This window comes from Algoriphagus zhangzhouensis (assembly GCF_900148515.1).
Classification (GTDB): Bacteria; Bacteroidota; Bacteroidia; order Cytophagales; family Cyclobacteriaceae; genus Algoriphagus; species Algoriphagus zhangzhouensis.
In genome coordinates this window covers 192285-211385 of sequence record NZ_FRXN01000006.1, presented here as the reverse complement: position 1 = coordinate 211385, position 19101 = coordinate 192285, and the positions used below count along the sequence as shown (strand labels likewise).

Annotated in this window: 16 protein-coding genes; 12 read left to right on the top strand and 4 right to left on the bottom strand. The window is 39.5% G+C overall.

What is annotated here, in order from left to right; genetic code table 11:
* The first annotated feature begins 187 nt into the window (after nt 1-187).
* Entirely contained in the window at nt 188-418 is a 231-nt protein-coding gene (locus BUF13_RS18735) for a hypothetical protein (protein ID WP_073573351.1), read from the top strand.
* 54 nt (nt 419-472) lie between these two features.
* Here BUF13_RS18735 and BUF13_RS18730 read toward each other — a convergent pair whose 3' ends face one another.
* The gene (locus tag BUF13_RS18730; RefSeq protein ID WP_073573350.1) at nt 473-2110 is read right to left on the bottom strand and encodes a M28 family metallopeptidase; all 1638 of its coding nucleotides are present in this window, start codon (nt 2108-2110) and stop codon (nt 473-475) included.
* A 78-nt stretch (nt 2111-2188) separates the two neighbouring features.
* Between BUF13_RS18730 and BUF13_RS18725 the strand changes: the two genes are divergently transcribed.
* Together BUF13_RS18725 and BUF13_RS18720 are read left to right on the top strand one after the other, a co-directional pair.
* Nucleotides 2189-2830: a DinB family protein gene (locus tag BUF13_RS18725; protein WP_073573349.1), complete on the top strand. Its 642-nt coding sequence runs from the start codon at nt 2189-2191 to the stop codon at nt 2828-2830.
* An 83-nt stretch (nt 2831-2913) separates the two neighbouring features.
* Complete coding sequence (locus BUF13_RS18720) at nt 2914-4008, top strand: Gfo/Idh/MocA family protein (RefSeq protein WP_073573348.1); 1095 nt, start codon at nt 2914-2916, stop codon at nt 4006-4008.
* A 14-nt stretch (nt 4009-4022) separates the two neighbouring features.
* Here the strand turns inward: BUF13_RS18720 and BUF13_RS18715 are convergent, their stop codons facing one another.
* Nucleotides 4023-5264: a hypothetical protein gene (locus BUF13_RS18715; protein WP_073573347.1), complete on the bottom strand. Its 1242-nt coding sequence runs from the start codon at nt 5262-5264 to the stop codon at nt 4023-4025.
* Nucleotides 5265-5482: 218 nt separating this feature from the next.
* Here BUF13_RS18715 and BUF13_RS18710 point away from each other — a divergent pair, with 218 nt between their 5' ends.
* From BUF13_RS18710 to BUF13_RS18680, 6 genes are all read left to right on the top strand, one after another.
* A complete protein-coding gene (locus BUF13_RS18710; RefSeq protein ID WP_073573346.1) occupies nt 5483-5854 on the top strand; it encodes a VOC family protein in 372 nt (123 codons plus the stop codon).
* A gap of 25 nt (nt 5855-5879) precedes the next feature.
* Nucleotides 5880-6869, top strand: coding sequence for an NAD(P)-dependent alcohol dehydrogenase (locus BUF13_RS18705; RefSeq protein WP_208327385.1), 990 nt, complete (start codon nt 5880-5882; stop codon nt 6867-6869).
* A gap of 366 nt (nt 6870-7235) precedes the next feature.
* Complete coding sequence (locus BUF13_RS18700; protein ID WP_073573345.1) at nt 7236-10031, top strand: PQQ-dependent sugar dehydrogenase; 2796 nt, start codon at nt 7236-7238, stop codon at nt 10029-10031.
* Between the two features lie 148 nt (nt 10032-10179).
* Entirely contained in the window at nt 10180-12669 is a 2490-nt protein-coding gene (locus BUF13_RS18690; RefSeq protein ID WP_083586523.1) for a DUF1549 domain-containing protein, read from the top strand.
* A 3-nt stretch (nt 12670-12672) separates the two neighbouring features.
* A complete protein-coding gene (locus BUF13_RS18685) occupies nt 12673-14094 on the top strand; it encodes a DUF1501 domain-containing protein (RefSeq protein ID WP_073573343.1) in 1422 nt (473 codons plus the stop codon).
* 146 nt (nt 14095-14240) lie between these two features.
* Nucleotides 14241-15488 carry a S8 family peptidase gene (locus BUF13_RS18680; protein WP_073573342.1) on the top strand — a complete coding sequence of 416 codons (1248 nt, stop codon included), beginning with the start codon at nt 14241-14243 and terminating at the stop codon, nt 15486-15488.
* A 149-nt stretch (nt 15489-15637) separates the two neighbouring features.
* Here the strand turns inward: BUF13_RS18680 and BUF13_RS20705 are convergent, their stop codons facing one another.
* Nucleotides 15638-15787, bottom strand: a complete 150-nt coding sequence (locus tag BUF13_RS20705) for a hypothetical protein (protein WP_166669855.1) — start codon at nt 15785-15787, stop codon at nt 15638-15640.
* Nucleotides 15788-15809: 22 nt separating this feature from the next.
* On the opposite strand from BUF13_RS20705, the gene BUF13_RS18675 reads away from it, so the two are divergent.
* The 3 genes from BUF13_RS18675 (at nt 15810) to BUF13_RS18665 (ending at nt 18193) form a co-directional block, all read left to right on the top strand.
* A complete protein-coding gene (locus tag BUF13_RS18675; RefSeq protein WP_073573341.1) occupies nt 15810-16340 on the top strand; it encodes a TetR/AcrR family transcriptional regulator in 531 nt (176 codons plus the stop codon).
* Between the two features lie 81 nt (nt 16341-16421).
* Nucleotides 16422-17186 carry an SDR family NAD(P)-dependent oxidoreductase gene (locus tag BUF13_RS18670; protein WP_073573340.1) on the top strand — a complete coding sequence of 255 codons (765 nt, stop codon included), beginning with the start codon at nt 16422-16424 and terminating at the stop codon, nt 17184-17186.
* A 239-nt stretch (nt 17187-17425) separates the two neighbouring features.
* Nucleotides 17426-18193: a CDGSH iron-sulfur domain-containing protein gene (locus BUF13_RS18665; RefSeq protein ID WP_073573339.1), complete on the top strand. Its 768-nt coding sequence runs from the start codon at nt 17426-17428 to the stop codon at nt 18191-18193.
* Here the strand turns inward: BUF13_RS18665 and BUF13_RS18660 are convergent.
* Nucleotides 18186-18941, bottom strand: coding sequence for a hypothetical protein (locus tag BUF13_RS18660; RefSeq protein WP_134204577.1), 756 nt, complete (start codon nt 18939-18941; stop codon nt 18186-18188). The two genes, BUF13_RS18665 and BUF13_RS18660, sit on opposite strands and share 8 nt — an antisense overlap.
* Nucleotides 18942-19101 lie beyond the last annotated feature (160 nt).

Sequence of the window (19101 nt, the reverse complement as noted above, 5' to 3'; positions counted from 1 at the left end):
CGTCATGCAATCAAATTTTAGGCATGGGCTTGCTGATCTTTCCCTGAGAAAGTTTCAGTATGCCACCACCAATATTTGTTTGCGATTGTTTTCATAAGACTTCGGCAAATTTAGGAACGGATCTGAAACGACAAAACACTCATGAAAAATTTTCCACTTATTTTTGAAAAAAAATCAAAATTCAATCATGGCTAAAGCAATAGCGCAATATTTCAAGAGGGTTTTCGAAGACTATCAAGTATTAGTAATGGTCAATCCAAGCGACTTCACAGGAATAGAATTGATTCTTCATCCCGATGGAAAGGTCGAAAAAACAGAGATGGAGTTTGATGAGGAAATCTTCGAAGATCTTGCTGAGGATGAGTTTCAAACTTGTAGCCCATTGGAATTTCAATTGCTTCTTGCAAAGTCTAAATAGAAAAAGCTCTTCAGTGAAAACTGGAGAGCTTTTTTAACTTCTAATGGGTAGTAATTACTTTTTCATATAACCATCTCGAATCGCCTTGAACTCCGAGCCTTCTTTCCAGCCAGGCCACTGATCTGAATTTGACAAGGTTTCTCCGATATTGTATAAAAGCTGAACGTCATCCACTGCTCCCTCTAAATTCCATCTGCTAGGATCATATTCATCGGAAGGTTTATGATAGTATTTAGCCACATATTCATCCTGAAGGGCCTTTCCAAACTCTTTTCCCTTTTCGAAATGGTCGATTCCTGTATCAATATACAAAGCAGGAACTCCGATTTTAGCAAAATTAAAATGATCAGAACGGAAATAATAGCCATTCACAGGACTTGGTTCTGGTGCGGAATATCTTCCCTGTTTCTCCAATTCTGCATTAAGCAAATCTTCCATTTCAGATTGCCCATAGCCTACGATTGAAACATCTTTCATTTTTCCGTAAGGATTTACTCCATCCATATTGATATTGGCTACTGTTTTGGAAGGCGCATAAATTGGATTTTGTGCATAATATGCAGAACCCCAAAGCCCTTGCTCCTCTGCAGTCACTGCCAAAAAGACCACGGTTCTTTTCGGTTTTTTGGATTCTTGAAAGCCTTTGGCCAACGCTAAAAGTGCTGCTGTACCTGAGGCATTATCCAAGGCTCCATTGTAAATACTATCACCTGTTTCATCTGGCTTTCCTATTCCTAAATGATCCCAATGAGCCGTATAAATGATGTATTCATCTGGCTTCTCAGACCCTGTTATTTTTGCCACTACATTTTTTGAAGTATTATAAACGGTTTTTACTTCCATCGCTGAGGAAGCCGTCAAATTCATAGGAATAGCTTCGAAATCAGGTTTCCTCGCTTTAGCAAGCAATTCTCTTTCGTTTAATCCTGCCATCGCAAAAAGCTTATTTGCAGTAGGCAAAGTCACCCAGCCTTCAAAAGCCAGTTTATACTCTTCCTTTCCTCGATCATCTAAATAAAGCTTGGAAGCATTCCAGTTGTTTTGAACCACATTGAATCCATATCCTGCCGGAATAGTATTGTGAACGATCAGGCATCCCAAAGCTCCTTGGCGGATCGCTTCCTCATATTTATAGGTCCAACGACCATAATAAGTCATTGTATTTCCTTTAAAAAACGAAGCATCCTCTGAACCAAATCCGGGATCATTTACCAAAACGACTACTATTTTTCCTTTGACATCAATGTTTTTGTAATCATCCCATCCATATTCAGGAGCAATGATCCCAAATCCTGCAAAAATCATTTCAACATCCGAAAAAGCCACTTCTGGATCAGTTCTCTGAGTCCAAAGCACAAAGTCTTTTAACCCTTCAATTGTCAATGATTCATTGGCTGATTTGATTTCCATCGTAGGGGAAGGACTCGTCAGAATAGACACCATAGGAACATCCTGGAAATAAGAATTCCCGTTGCCCGGCTCAAGACCAAGGCTTACCAATTCCTTTTCCAAATAATCCAAAGTACGGGTTTCACCTTCTGTAAAAGGCATTCGTCCCATATAATAATCCGAAGAAAGTGAGTCGATATGTGGTTCAATATCTGAAACCTTGAATTGATATGGTTTTTTCTCCGAGCAGGAGAAAATCAACCCTAGCAGAGAAAGCGAGAGAAAAAAGGATCTATATTTCATTTGGCTGGTTTTTGGTAAATTGAATGAGTGATATACAATTCATAACAAGATAACTTTTAGAACTTTAAATCAAGAATCATGAAGGCTCAAAAAAATTACAGAAGAGAATTTCTCAAAAAAGGAATTGCCCTAACTGCTGGAATTTCCATGATAGGTGGAATCCAAGCTTCCAAAGCAAGTTCTGGAAAAAGAAGTGAGAACTTACTAGTAATCGGGCCTAGAACAGGTTACACTCCCGAAATGGGAACTTTGGTTTCTATGATGAACTACATGAGAATGAACCTTTCTCAAACCATCAAAGACATGAGTCAAAAGGAATTGGACTTTTTGTTTGATGCAGAATCCAATACCATCGGTGCGCTTTTGATGCATCTTGGGGCAACGGAGAAATTCTACCAAATAAACACATTTGAAAACCGTCAGGAGTTCAACGAGGAAGAAGATAAAATCTGGGGAGCGGCATCTCGCTTAGGCGATGAGGGTAGAGAAAAAATCAAAGGTCATGATTTAGATTATTATATGAATATGATAGGTCAGGTCCGCGAGGAGACTTTAGAAAAATTCAAAATTCTGGATGATGAATGGCTTTTTTCCATTGATCCAATTTGGTCAGGCCCAGATGGCGATGTAAACACCTATTGGAAATGGTATCATGTATTTGAGCATGAATCCAATCATATTGGACAAATGAGATGGATCAGAGCCAGAGCTTCAAAATAAAACCTTTGATCAAGTGAAGAAATAATTGCCTAGGTTGATTTTCATTAGGCTTTTAATCATCTTCCTTGTTCAATTTTAAATTTATGAAGACCCTACTCTGTATCCTTACACTTTCCATTTTTCTTCAACTCCAGGCTCAAGGACAAGAACCACTCAAACTTGCCGTTGCGGGATTAGACCACGGACATGTTGGATGGGTTTTCAATTCGATGAATCGTGGGGATTATGAAATTGTAGGAATAGCTGAACCCAACAGAGAATTAGCAGAAAAATATGCCAAGCAACACGGTCTTTCAATGGAACTTTTCTTTGAAGACCTTGAGAAACTTCTTGATGAAAAAAAACCGGAAGCTGTCGCAGCATTTGGAAACACCTTTCAGCATTTAGCTGTGGTAGAGGCAGCTGCACCTCGAGGAGTTCACGTGATGGTTGAAAAACCTCTTGCAGTAAGTTTGGAACATGCTCAAAAAATGAAGGCTTTGGCAGAAAAGCATAACATCCATCTATTGACAAACTATGAAACGAGCTGGTACCCGACAAATCATAGAGCAAAGGAACTTTTGGACTCCGGAAAAGTCGGAAACCTCCAAAAAGTAGTTGTTCGGGATGGTCATAGAGGCCCAAAGAAAATCGGAGTCGGTCCTGAATTTTTGAGCTGGCTGATCGATCCCAAACTAAATGGTGGTGGAGCTTTGATGGATTTTGGCTGTTATGGCGCCAACCTCATGACTTGGCTAATGGACGGTGAAAGACCTATCTCAGTCACTGCCGTAACTCAGCAGCTTCAGCCTGAAAACAACCCGCAGGTTGAGGATGATGCAACTATCATCGTCAATTACCCAAATGCTCAAGTCATTATTCAGGCATCCTGGAACTGGCCGATTGGTAGAAAAGACATGGAAGTCTATGGGCTAACCGGGACTATCTTCGCTGATAATAGAAATCAACTCAGAGTACGAATGGCCGAGGGCTACGATGGCTTTGATGAGCAAACTTACCTGCTTCCAGAAATGGAACCACCCTATCCAGATCCATTTATGCTATTAAAAGCAGTGGTGAGAAATGAAATCAAATTGCCCGAATATGATCTGTATTCTTTGGAGAATAATATGACCGTGATGGAGATTCTTCAGGCAGCCAAGGAAAGCGCAGAAAAAGGGGAGACTATTTATTTTTAGTCTCCCCAGGATTCTTAATTGGAGGATTTAATTGATGAAAAATATTCATACTCGTACTTAACAGGAACTTCTATCAAGATGTTTCTTACTAATTCATCATAGCTATAGCTAGATTTAATTGCTCTCACACTCGACATATTAAGGTTTTCAGAATCATTCAAAAAAGGGACCTGGCTTTTTAGTTCTTCAGGAAAAATCAATGAGAAGTTTGACTCTTTACCTTGAACCCAAAAACTAAAAAATTTACTTCCCTCTTCACTAATTTCATTTTTATATACTGAAGCCAAAAACTGATTTGCCCAAATTGGTAATTTAGATTGAAAATTATAGAGGGAGGAATTTGAAATTGAAAAGTCTAAAGTGCTAGGAATTTCAATTTTTGAAGGAGCGGCTCCTATTTTCCTATAAAACAATTCATTTCCTTCCTTCCGAAAGTTAAATTTTACATCATAAAGTTTGAATAAATCCAAAAAACCAAGATTGTAATTACTTGCTCCTGGAGCAGCACCAAAATTAGTTGAGGTCAAAACATTTCCATAGCTAAACCTATATTCATTTTCATTCAATGCAATTACTTCATAATTGGCATTAGGAGCTATATTCGATGAAATGGAAATAATTTTATCAAATGGGTTCATTTCATAAAAATTAATAGAATAACTACCATTCACCGAAACATCTTTTAGAAATTTATGTCTGTAATTACCCTGATCATCATAGGCAACAATGAGGTAATCACTCGCTTCACTGCTATAACCTTGTATTATATTAACTTGATTTGGATTGTAATATGAAGTAAAGGATAGGACACCATCTGATGAACTTCCATAAGCTCCAACTACTTCCGAAGTGTGGGCCAAACTAATTCCAAATTCTCCTTGCCTACTTTTAAATTGAGAATTTCCGTTTGGCAATCCTAAAGTATAAGTCTCTCCTATTGGGACATCCAAATAGCTCATCCCTGTATAAACTTCATCCCCGTTTGGAGTTGGATTTTTTGTAAGAAACGTCAAATGATAAGTGTAATTCTCAAGGTTTTCGAACATTACCTCTCCATTTTTAATTATTTCTTTCATTTCTAAATAAGATCCATCTCTACTTTGTATTATTACCCAGCCTTTCCAATCACCATTGAGAAAATTCCCATTAGCTTTAATAAATATTGATCCAGGAATTTCTGGATTATTTGGCTTTTCAGTTTCAGTGCATGAGAACATTAATGTTCCGAAAAGCAGCACATAAAGTAGTTTTTTCATAGATTATTTTGAGAAAAATTCTGGCAAATGTGAATGGAAATTCACTCAAAAACTAAGCAAACAACAATATTATTTTCACCCAAAAAAAAGGCTCAAAACCATCTCAAAACAAAGACTTTAGCTTCTTACATTTTTTTATGAAAAAATTGAAAAAAACCATTATATCCCCCATCTCGTTCCATAGAAATATCCTATTTTAAAGCAAAAACTTGAGTACCATGAAACTAGGAGCATTTTCAGTCAGTCTTTCCGTCAAAAATCTTCAAGCCTCTAAGGAATTCTATGAAAAACTGGGCTTTTCAGTTTTTGCAGGAAGCATGGAAATGAATTACCTAATCATGAAAAATGAACAAACCTTGATTGGTCTTTTCCATCAGATGTTTGACAAAAACATACTCACTTTTAACCCTGGTTGGGATCAAGAAGCTCAAACCGTAAAGGATTATGATGATGTCAGAAAAATCCAGCATTCCTTAAAAAACGCAGGAATCGCTTTGGCACAGGAAGCAGATCCAAGTAGCTCAGGCCCAGGAAGCATCCTCCTTTTTGATCCTGATGGTAACACGATTTTGATCGATCAACATATCTAAACCAACAAGCCCAGTAAATCCATAAATGTCACCACTCAAATCCATGAAAGCGGCCTTCCGGGATCACTATGTTTCAACTGATCTTGTGCAAGTTCGAACCCTACCTATTCCAGAACCCAAACCCAAAGAAATCCAAGTCAAAGTTGTTGCTACCACCATTAATCGAACTGATATGGCAGTCGTAACTGGTTGGCCTTGGATTATGCGACTTTTTGTGGGACTCCCAAATCCAAAATCCCCTGTACCTGGGACCGATTTTGTCGGGGTAATCAGTGCTGTAGGATCAAACGAAAAAGGCTTCAAAATTGGAGACAAGGTCTGGGGATTTATTGACAATGGATGCGGTAGTCATGCAGAATATTTTTGTACTTCCTCCTATTCAAATCTGCGGAAAATACCCGATGGAATCGATTGGAAATCTGCCGTTGGATCCATTGAAGGAGTGCACTACGCCTACAACTTCATCAATAAAATGACTCTTCATCCCGGGAATAATGTCTTGGTCATCGGAGGAACTGGAGCAATTGGTTCTGCTGCAATTCAGATTCTAAAATCGATGGGAGTTCTCGTCACAGCTATCAGTTTGGGACATGTTGATAGAGTCAAAGAATTAGGAGCTGACAGAGTGATTGATGGTTCTCAAGGTGACTGGACCCAATTTGTGGGACAATTCGATGCAGTGTTTGATGCCGTGGGAAAAAGTAGATTCAAAATCTGTAAACCTTTATTGAAAGAAAATGGAGTTTACATTTCCTCGGAATTGGGTCCCAATTGGGAAAACCCATTTTTGGCAATAAAAAGCGGCTTTATGGGTAAAAAGAAAGTGAAGTTCCCAGTTCCAACCAACGTACGGGAAAGCCTTGAAGAAATAGGACAGTTATTGTTAAAAGGAAAATTCCATCCTTTGATTGACAAGACAGTCGCTCTGGACGAAATCAGCAAAGCCTACACTTATGTACATTCTGGAAAAAAAATCGGCAATGTAATTCTGGAAATTAGCCAGGATAAATTTTGAATTTTGACTTCAATCAGATGAGATCATGACAATTGTCAGTCCTTCTTAGGTAATATACATCGATCTTGTGTACGGTTAAATGAGATTAAAAATCTGTACAGGTTTGTAATTTTTCATGGTTTAAATAGGTGCCCCAGCTTATCACTGGGGCATTTCCTTTTTATTTCAAAACCATCAATCGGATTTTTAATTATTTTCAACAGGAAATTTAGCAAAAGAAACTTTCATCAAATTATTTCTAAACAAAACCAGCCTTTATCCTATTATTCTACCGAAAGAAAAAATTCTATTTTTTCATTCTGAGATAATAGAGACTATTGAAAATTAACTAGTTTTAGAATAACCAATTATCCTAACAATAAACCTATGAGATTCAATTTACTTCGAGGTGGAGTCCTCGGATTGCTATTGAGTGCTTTTCTTTTTAGCTGTGCTAACAAAGAGGATGAACCAATAACAAAGCCCGATGACAACCGCTTTACGGCTGTCACCCTTACAGAAGGGATGGACGAGCCTATGGAAATGACATTCCTTCCAGGAGATAAAATCCTTTTTGTCGAAAGAAAAGGCGGGGTCAAAATCTTTGACCAAAATACCAAAGAAGTCACCTTGGTCGCCACAATCCCTGTCAACACCAAATACACCAATAAAGAAGGTTTCACTCGTGAAGCTGAAGAAGGTTTGATGGGAGTAATAGCTCACCCTGACTACGAAAAAAATCATTGGATCTACATGTACTATGCGGATCCAGTGGATACCAAACATGTCTTGGCTCGATGGGAACTTCGAGGAAATGAATTGGTAGAATCATCAAAGAAGATCGTCCTAGAAATCCCTACCCAACGTGAAGAATGCTGCCATACTGGTGGCGGGATGGTATTTGACCAAGAGGGCAACTTGTTCCTAACTGTAGGAAACAACACCGTCAACCCTCGCTCAGGAACCTCAAACTTAGATGATAGACCTGGTCAAGAAAACAATGATGATCAGCGTGCACCTGGAAACACCAATGACCTAAGAGGAAAAATCCTTCGAATTCATCCAGAAGATGATGGTTCCTACACCATCCCTGAAGGCAATCTTTTCCCTCAAGGAACTGAAAAAACAAGACCTGAGATCTACACCATGGGACATAGAAATCCTTGGAGGCCTACTTTGGATAGCAAAACAGGCTACCTCTATTGGGGTGAAGTCGGACCAGATGCATCCACAGATTCTATTTGGGGACCAAAAGGCTATGATGAATTCAATCAAGCCAAAGGCCCAGGGTTCTTTGGGTGGCCTTATTTCATCGGAGACAACTTCCCTTATGTGGAACATGATTTTGACACTGATACTTACGGAAAGCCATTTGATGTCAATAAACCGGTCAATAACTCAAGAAATAATACAGGTCTCACAGAATTACCAACACCGGTTGTTCCTGCAATGATTTACTATCCATATGGAGTTTCAGAAGTATTCCCAGAATTAGGAAGCTCTGGTAGATCTGCGACAGGTGGCCCTGTCTTTAGAAAGGCTGATTTTGCAAAAGACGCACCTTTTGTTTTCCCAGCTTATTATGAAGGTAAATGGCTAATCGTCGATTTTATGAGAGGCTGGATCTATGCAGTTAGCATGGATGAAAATGGAGATATGACAGGAATGGAAAGATTTCTACCTGAATACACCTTTAGCTCGGCGATTGATATGGACTTTGGCCCTGATGGAGCACTATATATCCTAGAATATGGCTCTGCTTGGTTCAGAGGAAATGCCAATTCCAGAATTGTCAAAATTGAATTCAACAAAGGAAACAGAAAACCAAATGTCGCTGCACAAGCTGATAAAATAGCCGGAGCTGTTCCATTGACAGTCAACTTCGATTCTGAAGGAACAAACGATTTTGATGATTATGATCAGGGTAAATTGACATACAGTTGGTCGATCACTAGTGATTCAGGTTTTAATCAAACCATGCAGGGTGCTAATCCTACATTCAATTTCCAAGAGCCTGGCCATTATGTTGCTACCTTATCTGTCACTGATACCAAAGGGGAAAGTAATTTTACTGAAATAAGAATCACTGCAGGAAATGAACCTCCAAAGGTTTCAATTGATTTTGGAGATCAAAACAGAAGCTTCTGGTTTGGAGACAAGCAAATGAGCTATGACATTCAAGTATTAGATGAGGAAGACGGCAGCACAGCGAATGGCGGAATCAAACCTGAGGAAATTGCCGTGACTTTTGACTACGTTCCAGCTGGATTTGATCCGATTGAAATCGCCTCCAAGCAGAGTGGCGCAGAAACTGTCGCCATTCTTAATCTGGGCAGAAACTTGATCGAATCAAGCGATTGTAAATCTTGTCATCAATACGACACAACTTCTATAGGCCCTAGCTACACGGCCGTAGCCAATAAATATCCAAATACAGAACAAAACACAAATTACCTGATCGACAAAATCATCAATGGTGGTTCTGGGGTATGGGGTGATCATGGTATGAGTGCACACCCTTCACTTTCTAAGGCAGATGCCAAAAGAATGGTAGATTATATCCTTAGCATGGATGAAACTCAAGCGACTGTGAATTCACTTCCTCTAAAAGGACAAATCAAGCCTGAGGTACCTGCTGGAGAAAATGCCGGAGGAAGCTTCTTGTTGAGAGCATCATATTCGGACAAAGGTTCCGGTTCTATTGAGCCACTTTCAGGAGTGGACTATGTGGCATTGAAAGAACCATTTGTTGACCCTCAGACATCAGTAGATCGAAATGGCGTCCAATTACTCACTACCCCAAGTATCAATTTCATGGTTCAAGGCGACGGCTCCTATTTTGCTTTGGAAGGTATCGATTTGACAGGGGTCTCTGCGATCGATGTCCTAGCTAGCATTACATCTAGAAATGGAGCACTGGGTGGTGCTGTTGAAGTTCGCCTAGATTCACCGGAAGGACAAGTATTGGGCACATCTGAAAGCATTGGAAGAAAAGAAGGAGGAGGATTCAGACCACCTGAGGGGATGACCTTCGTGGAATGGAGAAGGCAACAAGCAAACCGCGCCAAAGTTGTAATCCAAGCAACTTCCGGACTGCATGACCTTTATTTCATCTTTAAAAATCCTAGTGCCAAATCAGGAGAAACAATCATGACCGTCACTGAAATAGAATTTATCAAGTAAACCAATGGTCTATACCGAATAGCCAAGGGATATTTCTCTTGGCTATTTTTTTGTCTTTTTCCAGAGTCTCCCTAAAGCACCACTCGTCAAATAAAACCCTTGCAGGACAGATAGTTTGGGCAAAAGCCTTATATTTTTTTCCTGAAAAATGGAAAAAACTTTGAAGGTCAAAAGCCCATATCATATATCTTCCAGAATCTGGAAAAACATCACTTTATCCCTTATACTTTTTTTAAGTGTTCTGACTCCCATTTTTGCTCAGGGAGAAACCAGCTCTAGCTCTTTTTGGCTCTGGGATTTCTTGGGGAGATTGCATCCCATGGTAGTTCATTTCCCGATTGCTTTGCTGCTCTTTGCAACATTTCTGGAATTACACACCTTAAAAAACTACTCGCAACCCATGCGCAAAGCCATCAATTTGATGGTTTATTTCGGAGCCACTTCAGTCTTTTCTTCAGTGATCTTCGGACTACTTTTGGCAGAAAATGAAGGAACCGCTGGATCAACTTTGGACATCCACAAATACATTGGAATTGCTGCAGCTGCATTAAGTATTGCTTTGATTTATTTTGTCAGGAAAGCTCAAAGCCATCCTAGCGCAATCAAAATTTACCGAAGCTTGTTAGTAATCACGGCTGTTGATGTTGGTTTCGCAGGACACTATGGTGCAAGCTTAACCCATGGAGAATCATTTCTCACAGAGACTTTACCTTTTCAAACTGATGAAGAAGCCCCAGAATCCATCACCATCAATTTGGCTTCTTTTCAAAATGAGCTATCATCAGAACAGGAAGTTCAGTTGGTGACCAACGTCAGATCCGTTTTTGCACACAACTGCTACAAATGCCATTCAGGAGCCAAAATCGAAGGAGATTTGAGATTGGATGAAAAGGAATTCATCTTTGCTGGTGGTGAAAGCGGCCCCATTTTCGAAGCAGGAAATCCAGATAATAGTGATTTGATTCGCAGAATTTCTTTATCAAAAAACCATAAAGATGTAATGCCTTCCAAAGGCAAACTCTTGACAAAAGAGGAAATTCAATTACTTACTATTTGGGTAGAAAAAGGAGCTCCATGGCCTGAGAAAGCAGATAATTTCTCCGTTTATAGAGTTGCTGAATTGGCTCCAAGAAAGCCCAACTTACCCCCTGTAAAATCAGGCCTAGAAAATCCAATCGACCGCTTGGTCAATCAGTACTTTGAGAAAAACTCTATTGAATGGACCGAGCTTGTGGATGACAGGACTTTTTTAAGAAGAGCTTATCTGGACATCGTTGGTCTTATTCCCAGCCCAAGTGATTTGGAGGAATTTGAAACCGATCCCGACCCAAACAAAAGATCCCTTTGGGTTGAGAGACTCCTGAATCAAACTGATGATTATTCTCAGCATTGGCTGACTTTCTGGAACGATGCCTTAAGGAATGATTATACCGGAACCGGCTATATCACAGGGGGAAGATTCGCCATCACCGATTGGATTTATACTTCCCTGAGATATAACAAACCTTATGATCTCTTTGTGAAAGAACTTCTGAGTCCGACAGATAAATCTAAAGGCTTTATCGAAGGAATCCGCTGGAGAGGAACAGTCAATGCATCTCAACGAACCGAGATGCAGGCGGCACAGAATGTAGGCCAAGTGATCCTAGGCCTCAACCTAAAATGCGCTTCCTGTCATGACAGCTTTATTTCCGACTGGAAACTGGAGGAGTCCTATGCTTTTGCAAACATTTTTGCAGACTCTACTTTGGAAATCAGTCGTTGTGAAAAGCCAACAGGAAAAATGGCCCAAACGAAGATTCTTTGGGAAGATTTGGGTGAAATAGACAGCTTGGCAACTAAAGCTGAAAAACTTCAGCAGCTGGCAGATCAGCTAGTTCAACCCAAAAACGGACGTCTTTCCCGAACCATTGTCAATAGAATCTGGAAACAAATGATGGGAAGAGGAATCGTAGAGCCGGTCGATGAAATGGACAATGAACCATGGAGTCAGGATTTATTGGATTGGTTGGCTTCTGATTTCACAGAAAACGGCTACGATATCAAGCGATTGATTAAGCAAATCGCTACTTCCAAAATCTATCAAAGCCAATCTATTCCGGTTCCTTCATCTGACTTCCTTTTGGCGGAAGACTACCAATTTGAAGGAATGGTCAGAAGAAGAATGACTGCAGAGCAATTCTCAGATGCTGTTTCACTTTTGGCAGCTCCTCTTTTTGACTCGATAGAGGTCAAATTCAAACCATACGAACTCATTCCTGAAGCGACGCAAAACCGAGAATTTACTAGAGCTTCTTTGGTTGCCAATAATGAATTTCTGAAGGCTTTGGGTCGACCAACTCGTGAAATTGTATCCACAAGCAGGGATTCTCAGGCAAGCTTGCTGCAGGCTTTGGAACTAAGCAATGGAGACAAGCTGAATTCAGCACTTCAAAAAGGCGCAGTGACCTGGATAGAAACTTATCCAGATTCAGAAAAATTGACACGTGAGTTATTTGCCAAGGCTGTTTTGCGGGAGCCAAACTCCAAAGAAATGGAATTAGCGATGAAAACCTTCGGTGAAAAACCAGCAGCCCCGGAAGTCCAGGATTTCCTATGGGCCTTATTTCTTTCACCCGAATTCCAGATGATCTATTAAGCTATGAATTACCTCAAAAGCAGACGGGATTTTATCAAAAAGACAAGCGCCGCAGCGATGGCTACCATGGGGATGGGAGCACCTTTGGCGGGTCTACTTTCTTCCTGTGAAAGCAAAATGAAAACCACTGCCGATTCCGTGATTTTACTTTTCATGGCTGGAGGCATGGCTCATACAGAGACTTTTGACCCTAAAAGACATACCCCATTCCGAAAAGGGATGGAAGCCAAGGAGATCCTCAGCACCTTTCCGTCAATCCCTACAAAATTAGATGGAATTCAGTTTTCAGAAGGATTGGAAAATATTGCTTCTGTCATGGACAAAGGGACCTTGATCAGATCCTATCAAGCTGCTGATTTGGGACATATTCTCCATACGCGACATCAATATCATTTCCACACTTGCTATGAACCCCCACAATCGGTGGTTGTTCCACATTTGGGAAGCTGGATAGCCAAAGAAAAAGGAGCTTTAAACCCAGTGATCCCTCCTTTTATCAATATCGGCCAGCGCTTTACTGTAGGAGAAGGCGAAGAGCTCAAAGCATTTCACACTGCCGGTTTTTTGGGTTCGGAATACGGACCATTTATGATCCCGGATCCTACTTCTGGTTTGGATTCTGTCCGTCCTCCAGTGGGGATGGATACTAAGCGTTTTGAGTCTCGAAACCAATTGTACAAGGATTTGATAGCCGCTGGTCCGATGGGAGAATTTGGTTCTGACTACCAGAAGGAATCCCTCAAGAGATCCATGGAACAGGCTTATATACTTCTCAATTCTCCCGAGGCAAAAGCATTTGATTTGAGCCAGGAGCCCAAGGAAAGTTATGACAAATACAATACTGGAAAATTTGGTTTGGGATGCCTTTTAGCGAAAAGACTGGTCAACCAGGGCGCCAGATATATCACGGTAACCACAGAGTACGAACCATTTATGGGTTGGGACACGCATGACAATGGACACACCCGCCTCAAGGACATGAAAAAACTAATCGATGCTCCGATCGCTCAATTGATCAAGGATTTGGATGAAAGTGGAAAACTGGATAGAACCATAGTCCTAGTCGCTAGTGAGTTTAGCCGCGACATGCTCACTGAAGGGCGACCTGACTTGAAAGTAAAAGATCAGGTACAAGTTCCGGACATCGTAGAGGATTTGAAAAACTTTGGAATGCACAGGCATTTCACAGATGGATGCTCCATGTTAATGTTTGGAGGAGGAATCAAGCGAGGCCATGTGTTTGGAAAAACAGCAGATGAGCGCCCTTGCAAAACCATTGAAAACCCGATTAAAATCGATGGTATCCACCAGACAATCTACCATGCTTTGGGAATAGCCTCAGATCTAAATTACGAGATTGAGCAAAGACCATTCTATACTACTCCGGATGGACATGGGAAAGTTGAGACAGGTCTACTTACCTAAATTTTTCTATGAACAATATAAATAATACAATTTTTATTACTAATAATCACAATTTTTTCGCATTATTAATAATAATTCAAGTTTAAAGGCTTAGCATTTTAAAGCCTGTTTTTTTTATTTAATCATTTTTAATTCAAACAGTAAGCATGAAAACATCAAACACTTCAAAAAATTGGCATGCAATTATTTTAGTTTTTGCATTAGCATCCTGTGATTTACAAATTGAGCAAGAAACTCTTCCGCAAGAGGATCTTATTTCAATAATAAATGAGCCTACATTTATCCCAGATAAATACATTGTTGTTCTGAAGGATGAGACCCTTCATTTTAGAAAAACAGACAAGTATGAGGCTGTCCAGGCAGGTATGAGAATAATTTCAAATGATCTTGCCGCGAGACATGGCATTCCTTCTAATAAAGTGGATAAAGTTTATGGAAATGTCATTTCAGGCTTTTCAGTAGAAATGACATCAGAGCAAGCAAGAATTATGGCCGAAGACCCAACAGTAGCCTTTATTGAACCAGATGGATATGCATATGGATCTGATGTCGTACAGACTAATGCAACTTGGGGACTGGACAGAATTAATCAAACTGAACTCCCTCTAGATCAAGAATACACCTATAACTCACCCGGATCTGATATTACAGCCTTTATTTTAGACTCAGGAATTCGCTATGATCATGAAGAATTTGAAGGAAGAGCCGTACCCGGTTTTGATTTTTATGGAGGTAATGCCTCAGATGTTTATGGACACGGGACCCATGTTGCCGGTACCGTAGGAGGAAAAATTTATGGTATGGCCAAAAAAGTAAAACTAGTTTCGGTGAAAGTATTAGGAGACGATAATAGAGGTAGTTGGTCAAACATCATTGGAGGAATTGACTGGGCATCTGCAAATAAAACCGGACCTTCTGTAATCAATATGTCTATTCAAGGCACCTCCTTTGGTAGCGCGGTATCCAATGCGGTAAAAGCAGCATTTAACAATGGTATAGTGGTAGTTGTGGCTGCCGGAAATTGGAATGATAACGCCTGTTTTCAAGCACTTGCATCTGTTCCAGAAGCCATATCTGTTGGAGCCTCAACCATGACGGATAGTAGAGCATTCTTTTCGAACTTTGGAGATTGTATTGATATTTTTGCTCCGGGTGTAGAAATCACATCCGCTTCTGTAAATGGTCCAGATGAATATATTGATTTTCAAGGCACTAGCATGGCAGCCCCCCATGTAGCAGGAGCGGCCGTTCTATATTTAAGTAAAAACCCAGAAGCAACACCTCAAGAAGTAACAGATTATTTGATGGAAAACTCAACTAAAGGAATTATAAGCAATTCCTTGTCAGCAAATAACAATCTTCTCTATACCGGAAAAAAAATAAAGATCAAATAATCAATAGTCTTATAGGACAAAAGGCATAATGGATTCTTTATGCCTTTTGTTTTTCTTATGCTTAGGTTTCAATCCCCCCTTAAATCAGATATTTGTAACTTCCTAAAACCATGCTTCAATCTAAAATATCATGGTAAATCCACCCTTATTTAATTGGCTGAGATTCCTATACTTGAGTCCTCCATAGAGCCACTATGTTTGGATCCGATCGACCCTATTTTTGATTTAGATTCATAGATTGCTAATTTGAGCAAAGACCATTTTACACCACTCCAGATGGACATGGGAAAGTGGCTCATGGGCTTTTAGGTTAAAATTCAGATGAAGGAAATAGAAAAAATTTGGATTGAAATTGGGTATAAGGCCTTTGCAATGGATGGTCCCAATGGGATTAAAATCGAACGGATTTCTAAAGAAGTAGGAAAAAACAAATCTTCTTTCTATCACCTATTCGCTGATCTTGAAATATTCACAAGTCAATTGTTATCATATCATATCGAGCAGTCAAAAATCGTAACCGGAAAGGAAGCAAAATGCACTGGTCTTGACGATTTAATTGAAGTTTTGGTAGAACATAAAATAGACCTTTTATTCAATAGGCAATTGCGAATAAATAGAGAAAACAGTGAGTTTAAAAATTGCTTTCAAACTGTAAATGAAATGACCATTTCTGCAATCATTCCTTTATGGAATAAATTGCTCAGCATAGAAGAGAATTTACCTTTAAACGAATTGGTTTTAAAAATTTCATTAGAAAATTTTTTTCTTCAAATAACTGATGAAACCATCAATAAAGAATGGCTTCAGGAATATTTTAAAGGGTTAAAAAATTTAGTATCGAAGGTCTACTAACCAAGAACTTCCATTAGACGGAGGCGTCTAAATTTCTTCACAATTATGAGTTTAATTTGACTAAAATTAAAATTAACAATTATGGAAGGATTAAAAAACAAAGTTTTTGTGTTCGCCGGAGCCGGAGGAATTGCAGATGGCGTTGCACAATTTCTAGGTGCAGGAGGTGCCAAAATCGTAGTCGGAGATATTGTTTTATCAAATGCTCAGAGGTGTATTGAGGTCATTAAAAAATCTGGAGGAGACGGGATCGCAACTAGTCTGGATATTTCGAATGAAGAACAGGTGAAAAAATTGATTTCTTTGGGTATTTCTACCTACGGAAAAATAAATGGTTTATTCAATGTCGCAGCAAACATAAATCCAGAGGAAGTAGCAAAAGACACCAACCCGATGGACATAGACTTGGATGATTGGCAAAAAAATATCGACATCAATTTAACTGGCTATTTATTGACTTCTAAGTATGCACTACCACACATATTAGATGCAGGAGGGGGATCTATTGTCAATACCATATCAGATGCTGTGTATGCAGGAATGCCTGACAAATTAACTTATTCAGTTACAAAAGCAGGAATTGGAGCATTAACAAGAAATATTGCTAGCAGATTTGGCAAACAGGGCGTTCGATGTAATGCTGTTTCTCCAGGTTTGGTTTTGACAGAAACCGGTTTAAAAAACTCCGGTCATTTGGTAGATATGGTCTTGCAAATGATGCCCGCTCCTAGAGTTGGTAAGCCCGAAGATATGGGCGCGATGGTGGCTTTTCTCCTTTCGGACATTTCTGAATGGATTACTGGCCAAACCATATGTGTAGATGGAGGAGCTGTGATGAGAACCTGAATACTTATGAAATATTCTACAAAAAGCGGTTTGGGTTCCCACTCAAACTGCTTTTTCATTTTCGAGAAGTATCTCCAAAATGGGAAAGTATTACCTGTTGATCTCCAACTCTAATTGCAGAAAACATTTGTATTATTTACCTATTTCCTCCCCATGGTAATTTGAAATTGATCTCATTCATTTTTTAAGTAAATTATAGTTCAATCAATTTTCATTCTGATTTTAATTTTTCAAATACTATGGAGTCTCAAAATCTTCGCATTCAAACAGGAACCAAACAAGCAAAAGAAGGAATCTACGCAGAGATCATTCTCAATGGCCCCATCAAGGTATATGGAGGAACTCCCGTTGTTCAGCAGTTTATAATGCCGGATGAAAAAGGGACTTCAGTAGCCTATCAGGAAGGTGAAACTTATGAAGTCAAGAATATCGTATCTCTTTGCCGATGCGGTCTATCCAAAAACAAGCCTTTCTGCGATGCTTCGCATAAAACAATTGACCCTGAGGAAATTGATCTAACAGAAACGGCCACTTTTCAACCTGAATTAAAAACAGCGGAGTTTATCGAAGGTCCGGAAAGAACTTTGAGTGACGATGAAAAATTCTGTGCTTATGCAAGATTTTGCGATGCAGGCCAACGGATTTGGAATCAGGTTCAGCTAGAAGGGGAGGAAAATAAAAAGCTAACACTAGAAATGGCTCATCATTGCCCAGGAGGTCGATTGATTGTCTGGGATAATGAAACTCAACAACCTATCGAATCAGTGGAAGCCCCATCCATTAGCCTAATTGAAGATCTCATCATAAGATGTAGTGGCCCAATTGTCCTGAGAGGTGGAATTCCAGTCAAAAGCAGCAATGGAGAGTTTTACGAAGTCAGAAATCGACAGGCATTGTGCCGATGTGGTCAATCGGGAAATAAACCTTTTTGTGATGGAACCCATGCTTCTATGAAGTTTCATGACGGTCTTCCCAATCGACCAAAAGAGGATGGCGAAATCAGTTAACTTTATTACTTGGTATAGAAAATGCCAATCCAAATGACGAAAAAGTATCATTTACAAACCTTTTATCTTCACTGAAGGAGGATAAAACCAATTGTATTTGCACTTTGACATTTTTAATTCCCCCTCTCAAAGTAAACCCGGGTTCTAAAATCAGGAAATCACCTTGTTGATCGAAAAAAGTTTGAACTTCACTTGAAAGACTAGGATCAAAGATTTCATACTCCTTTTTGGTAAAAGTGTTGTAAGCTATTCTAGGAGAGAATGCGAACTCAAAATTCTTCAAGGAAACACCAACGGCTGGTTGTAAATAAGGTTTGAAATGCCCGACATCAATATGATCTCGACTCACACCTCCCAGCTTGTTTTTTATACTGGAAAACCCTAAGCCTCCAGTTATTTCATACACCCATTTTTTATTTTCACTGGTACTATAAAAGCCTCCACCGATTTCAAAATAATTACCGGTTCCTCGCCAATCATCCGGGTCAGAAATCTCCTGATTTCCCAATGCATAAAAACTTGAATTAATCTGCCAATGATCGCTTATAGCATAGGCAAATTGAAACCCTCCGCCACTAGCAGATTCTTCTCCATCTGATCCAGAAATGCCTCCTTGTAGGAATACATCACCTTTCTCTTTCAAGAGAGGAACATTCTGTCCAACATTAGAATACATCACAGGGGAGCAAGCCTGCAGCAAAGCTGAAACGAACATAAAAAGAGCAGAGTATTGGAGGAGGCTTTTCATGAGATTTTGGGTTTGATGATACTTAAAGTTCAACTCTTCAGCTGTTATTTCCTCACTCAATTTTCCAATCTCAAAAAATAGATTTATGAAAAAACGCAAGTCCAATTCATTATCTAAATTAGACTTGCAAAAAATACTAAAACCTTTCGCCAATGAGCTA

What these genes read in the sequence shown, in the direction of transcription:
- BUF13_RS18735 (WP_073573351.1), top strand. Translation starts at nt 188, where the DNA reads ATGGCTAAAGCAATAGCGCAATATTTCAAGAGGGTTTTCGAAGACTAT.
- BUF13_RS18730 (WP_073573350.1), bottom strand. Translation starts at nt 2,110, where the DNA reads ATGAAATATAGATCCTTTTTTCTCTCGCTTTCTCTGCTAGGGTTGATT.
- BUF13_RS18725 (WP_073573349.1), top strand. Translation starts at nt 2,189, where the DNA reads ATGAAGGCTCAAAAAAATTACAGAAGAGAATTTCTCAAAAAAGGAATT.
- BUF13_RS18720 (WP_073573348.1), top strand. Translation starts at nt 2,914, where the DNA reads ATGAAGACCCTACTCTGTATCCTTACACTTTCCATTTTTCTTCAACTC.
- BUF13_RS18715 (WP_073573347.1), bottom strand. Translation starts at nt 5,264, where the DNA reads ATGAAAAAACTACTTTATGTGCTGCTTTTCGGAACATTAATGTTCTCA.
- BUF13_RS18710 (WP_073573346.1), top strand. Translation starts at nt 5,483, where the DNA reads ATGAAACTAGGAGCATTTTCAGTCAGTCTTTCCGTCAAAAATCTTCAA.
- BUF13_RS18705 (WP_208327385.1), top strand. Translation starts at nt 5,880, where the DNA reads ATGTCACCACTCAAATCCATGAAAGCGGCCTTCCGGGATCACTATGTT.
- BUF13_RS18700 (WP_073573345.1), top strand. Translation starts at nt 7,236, where the DNA reads ATGAGATTCAATTTACTTCGAGGTGGAGTCCTCGGATTGCTATTGAGT.
- BUF13_RS18690 (WP_083586523.1), top strand. Translation starts at nt 10,180, where the DNA reads ATGGAAAAAACTTTGAAGGTCAAAAGCCCATATCATATATCTTCCAGA.
- BUF13_RS18685 (WP_073573343.1), top strand. Translation starts at nt 12,673, where the DNA reads ATGAATTACCTCAAAAGCAGACGGGATTTTATCAAAAAGACAAGCGCC.
- BUF13_RS18680 (WP_073573342.1), top strand. Translation starts at nt 14,241, where the DNA reads ATGAAAACATCAAACACTTCAAAAAATTGGCATGCAATTATTTTAGTT.
- BUF13_RS20705 (WP_166669855.1), bottom strand. Translation starts at nt 15,787, where the DNA reads ATGAGCCACTTTCCCATGTCCATCTGGAGTGGTGTAAAATGGTCTTTG.
- BUF13_RS18675 (WP_073573341.1), top strand. Translation starts at nt 15,810, where the DNA reads ATGAAGGAAATAGAAAAAATTTGGATTGAAATTGGGTATAAGGCCTTT.
- BUF13_RS18670 (WP_073573340.1), top strand. Translation starts at nt 16,422, where the DNA reads ATGGAAGGATTAAAAAACAAAGTTTTTGTGTTCGCCGGAGCCGGAGGA.
- BUF13_RS18665 (WP_073573339.1), top strand. Translation starts at nt 17,426, where the DNA reads ATGGAGTCTCAAAATCTTCGCATTCAAACAGGAACCAAACAAGCAAAA.
- BUF13_RS18660 (WP_134204577.1), bottom strand. Translation starts at nt 18,941, where the DNA reads ATGAAAAGCCTCCTCCAATACTCTGCTCTTTTTATGTTCGTTTCAGCT.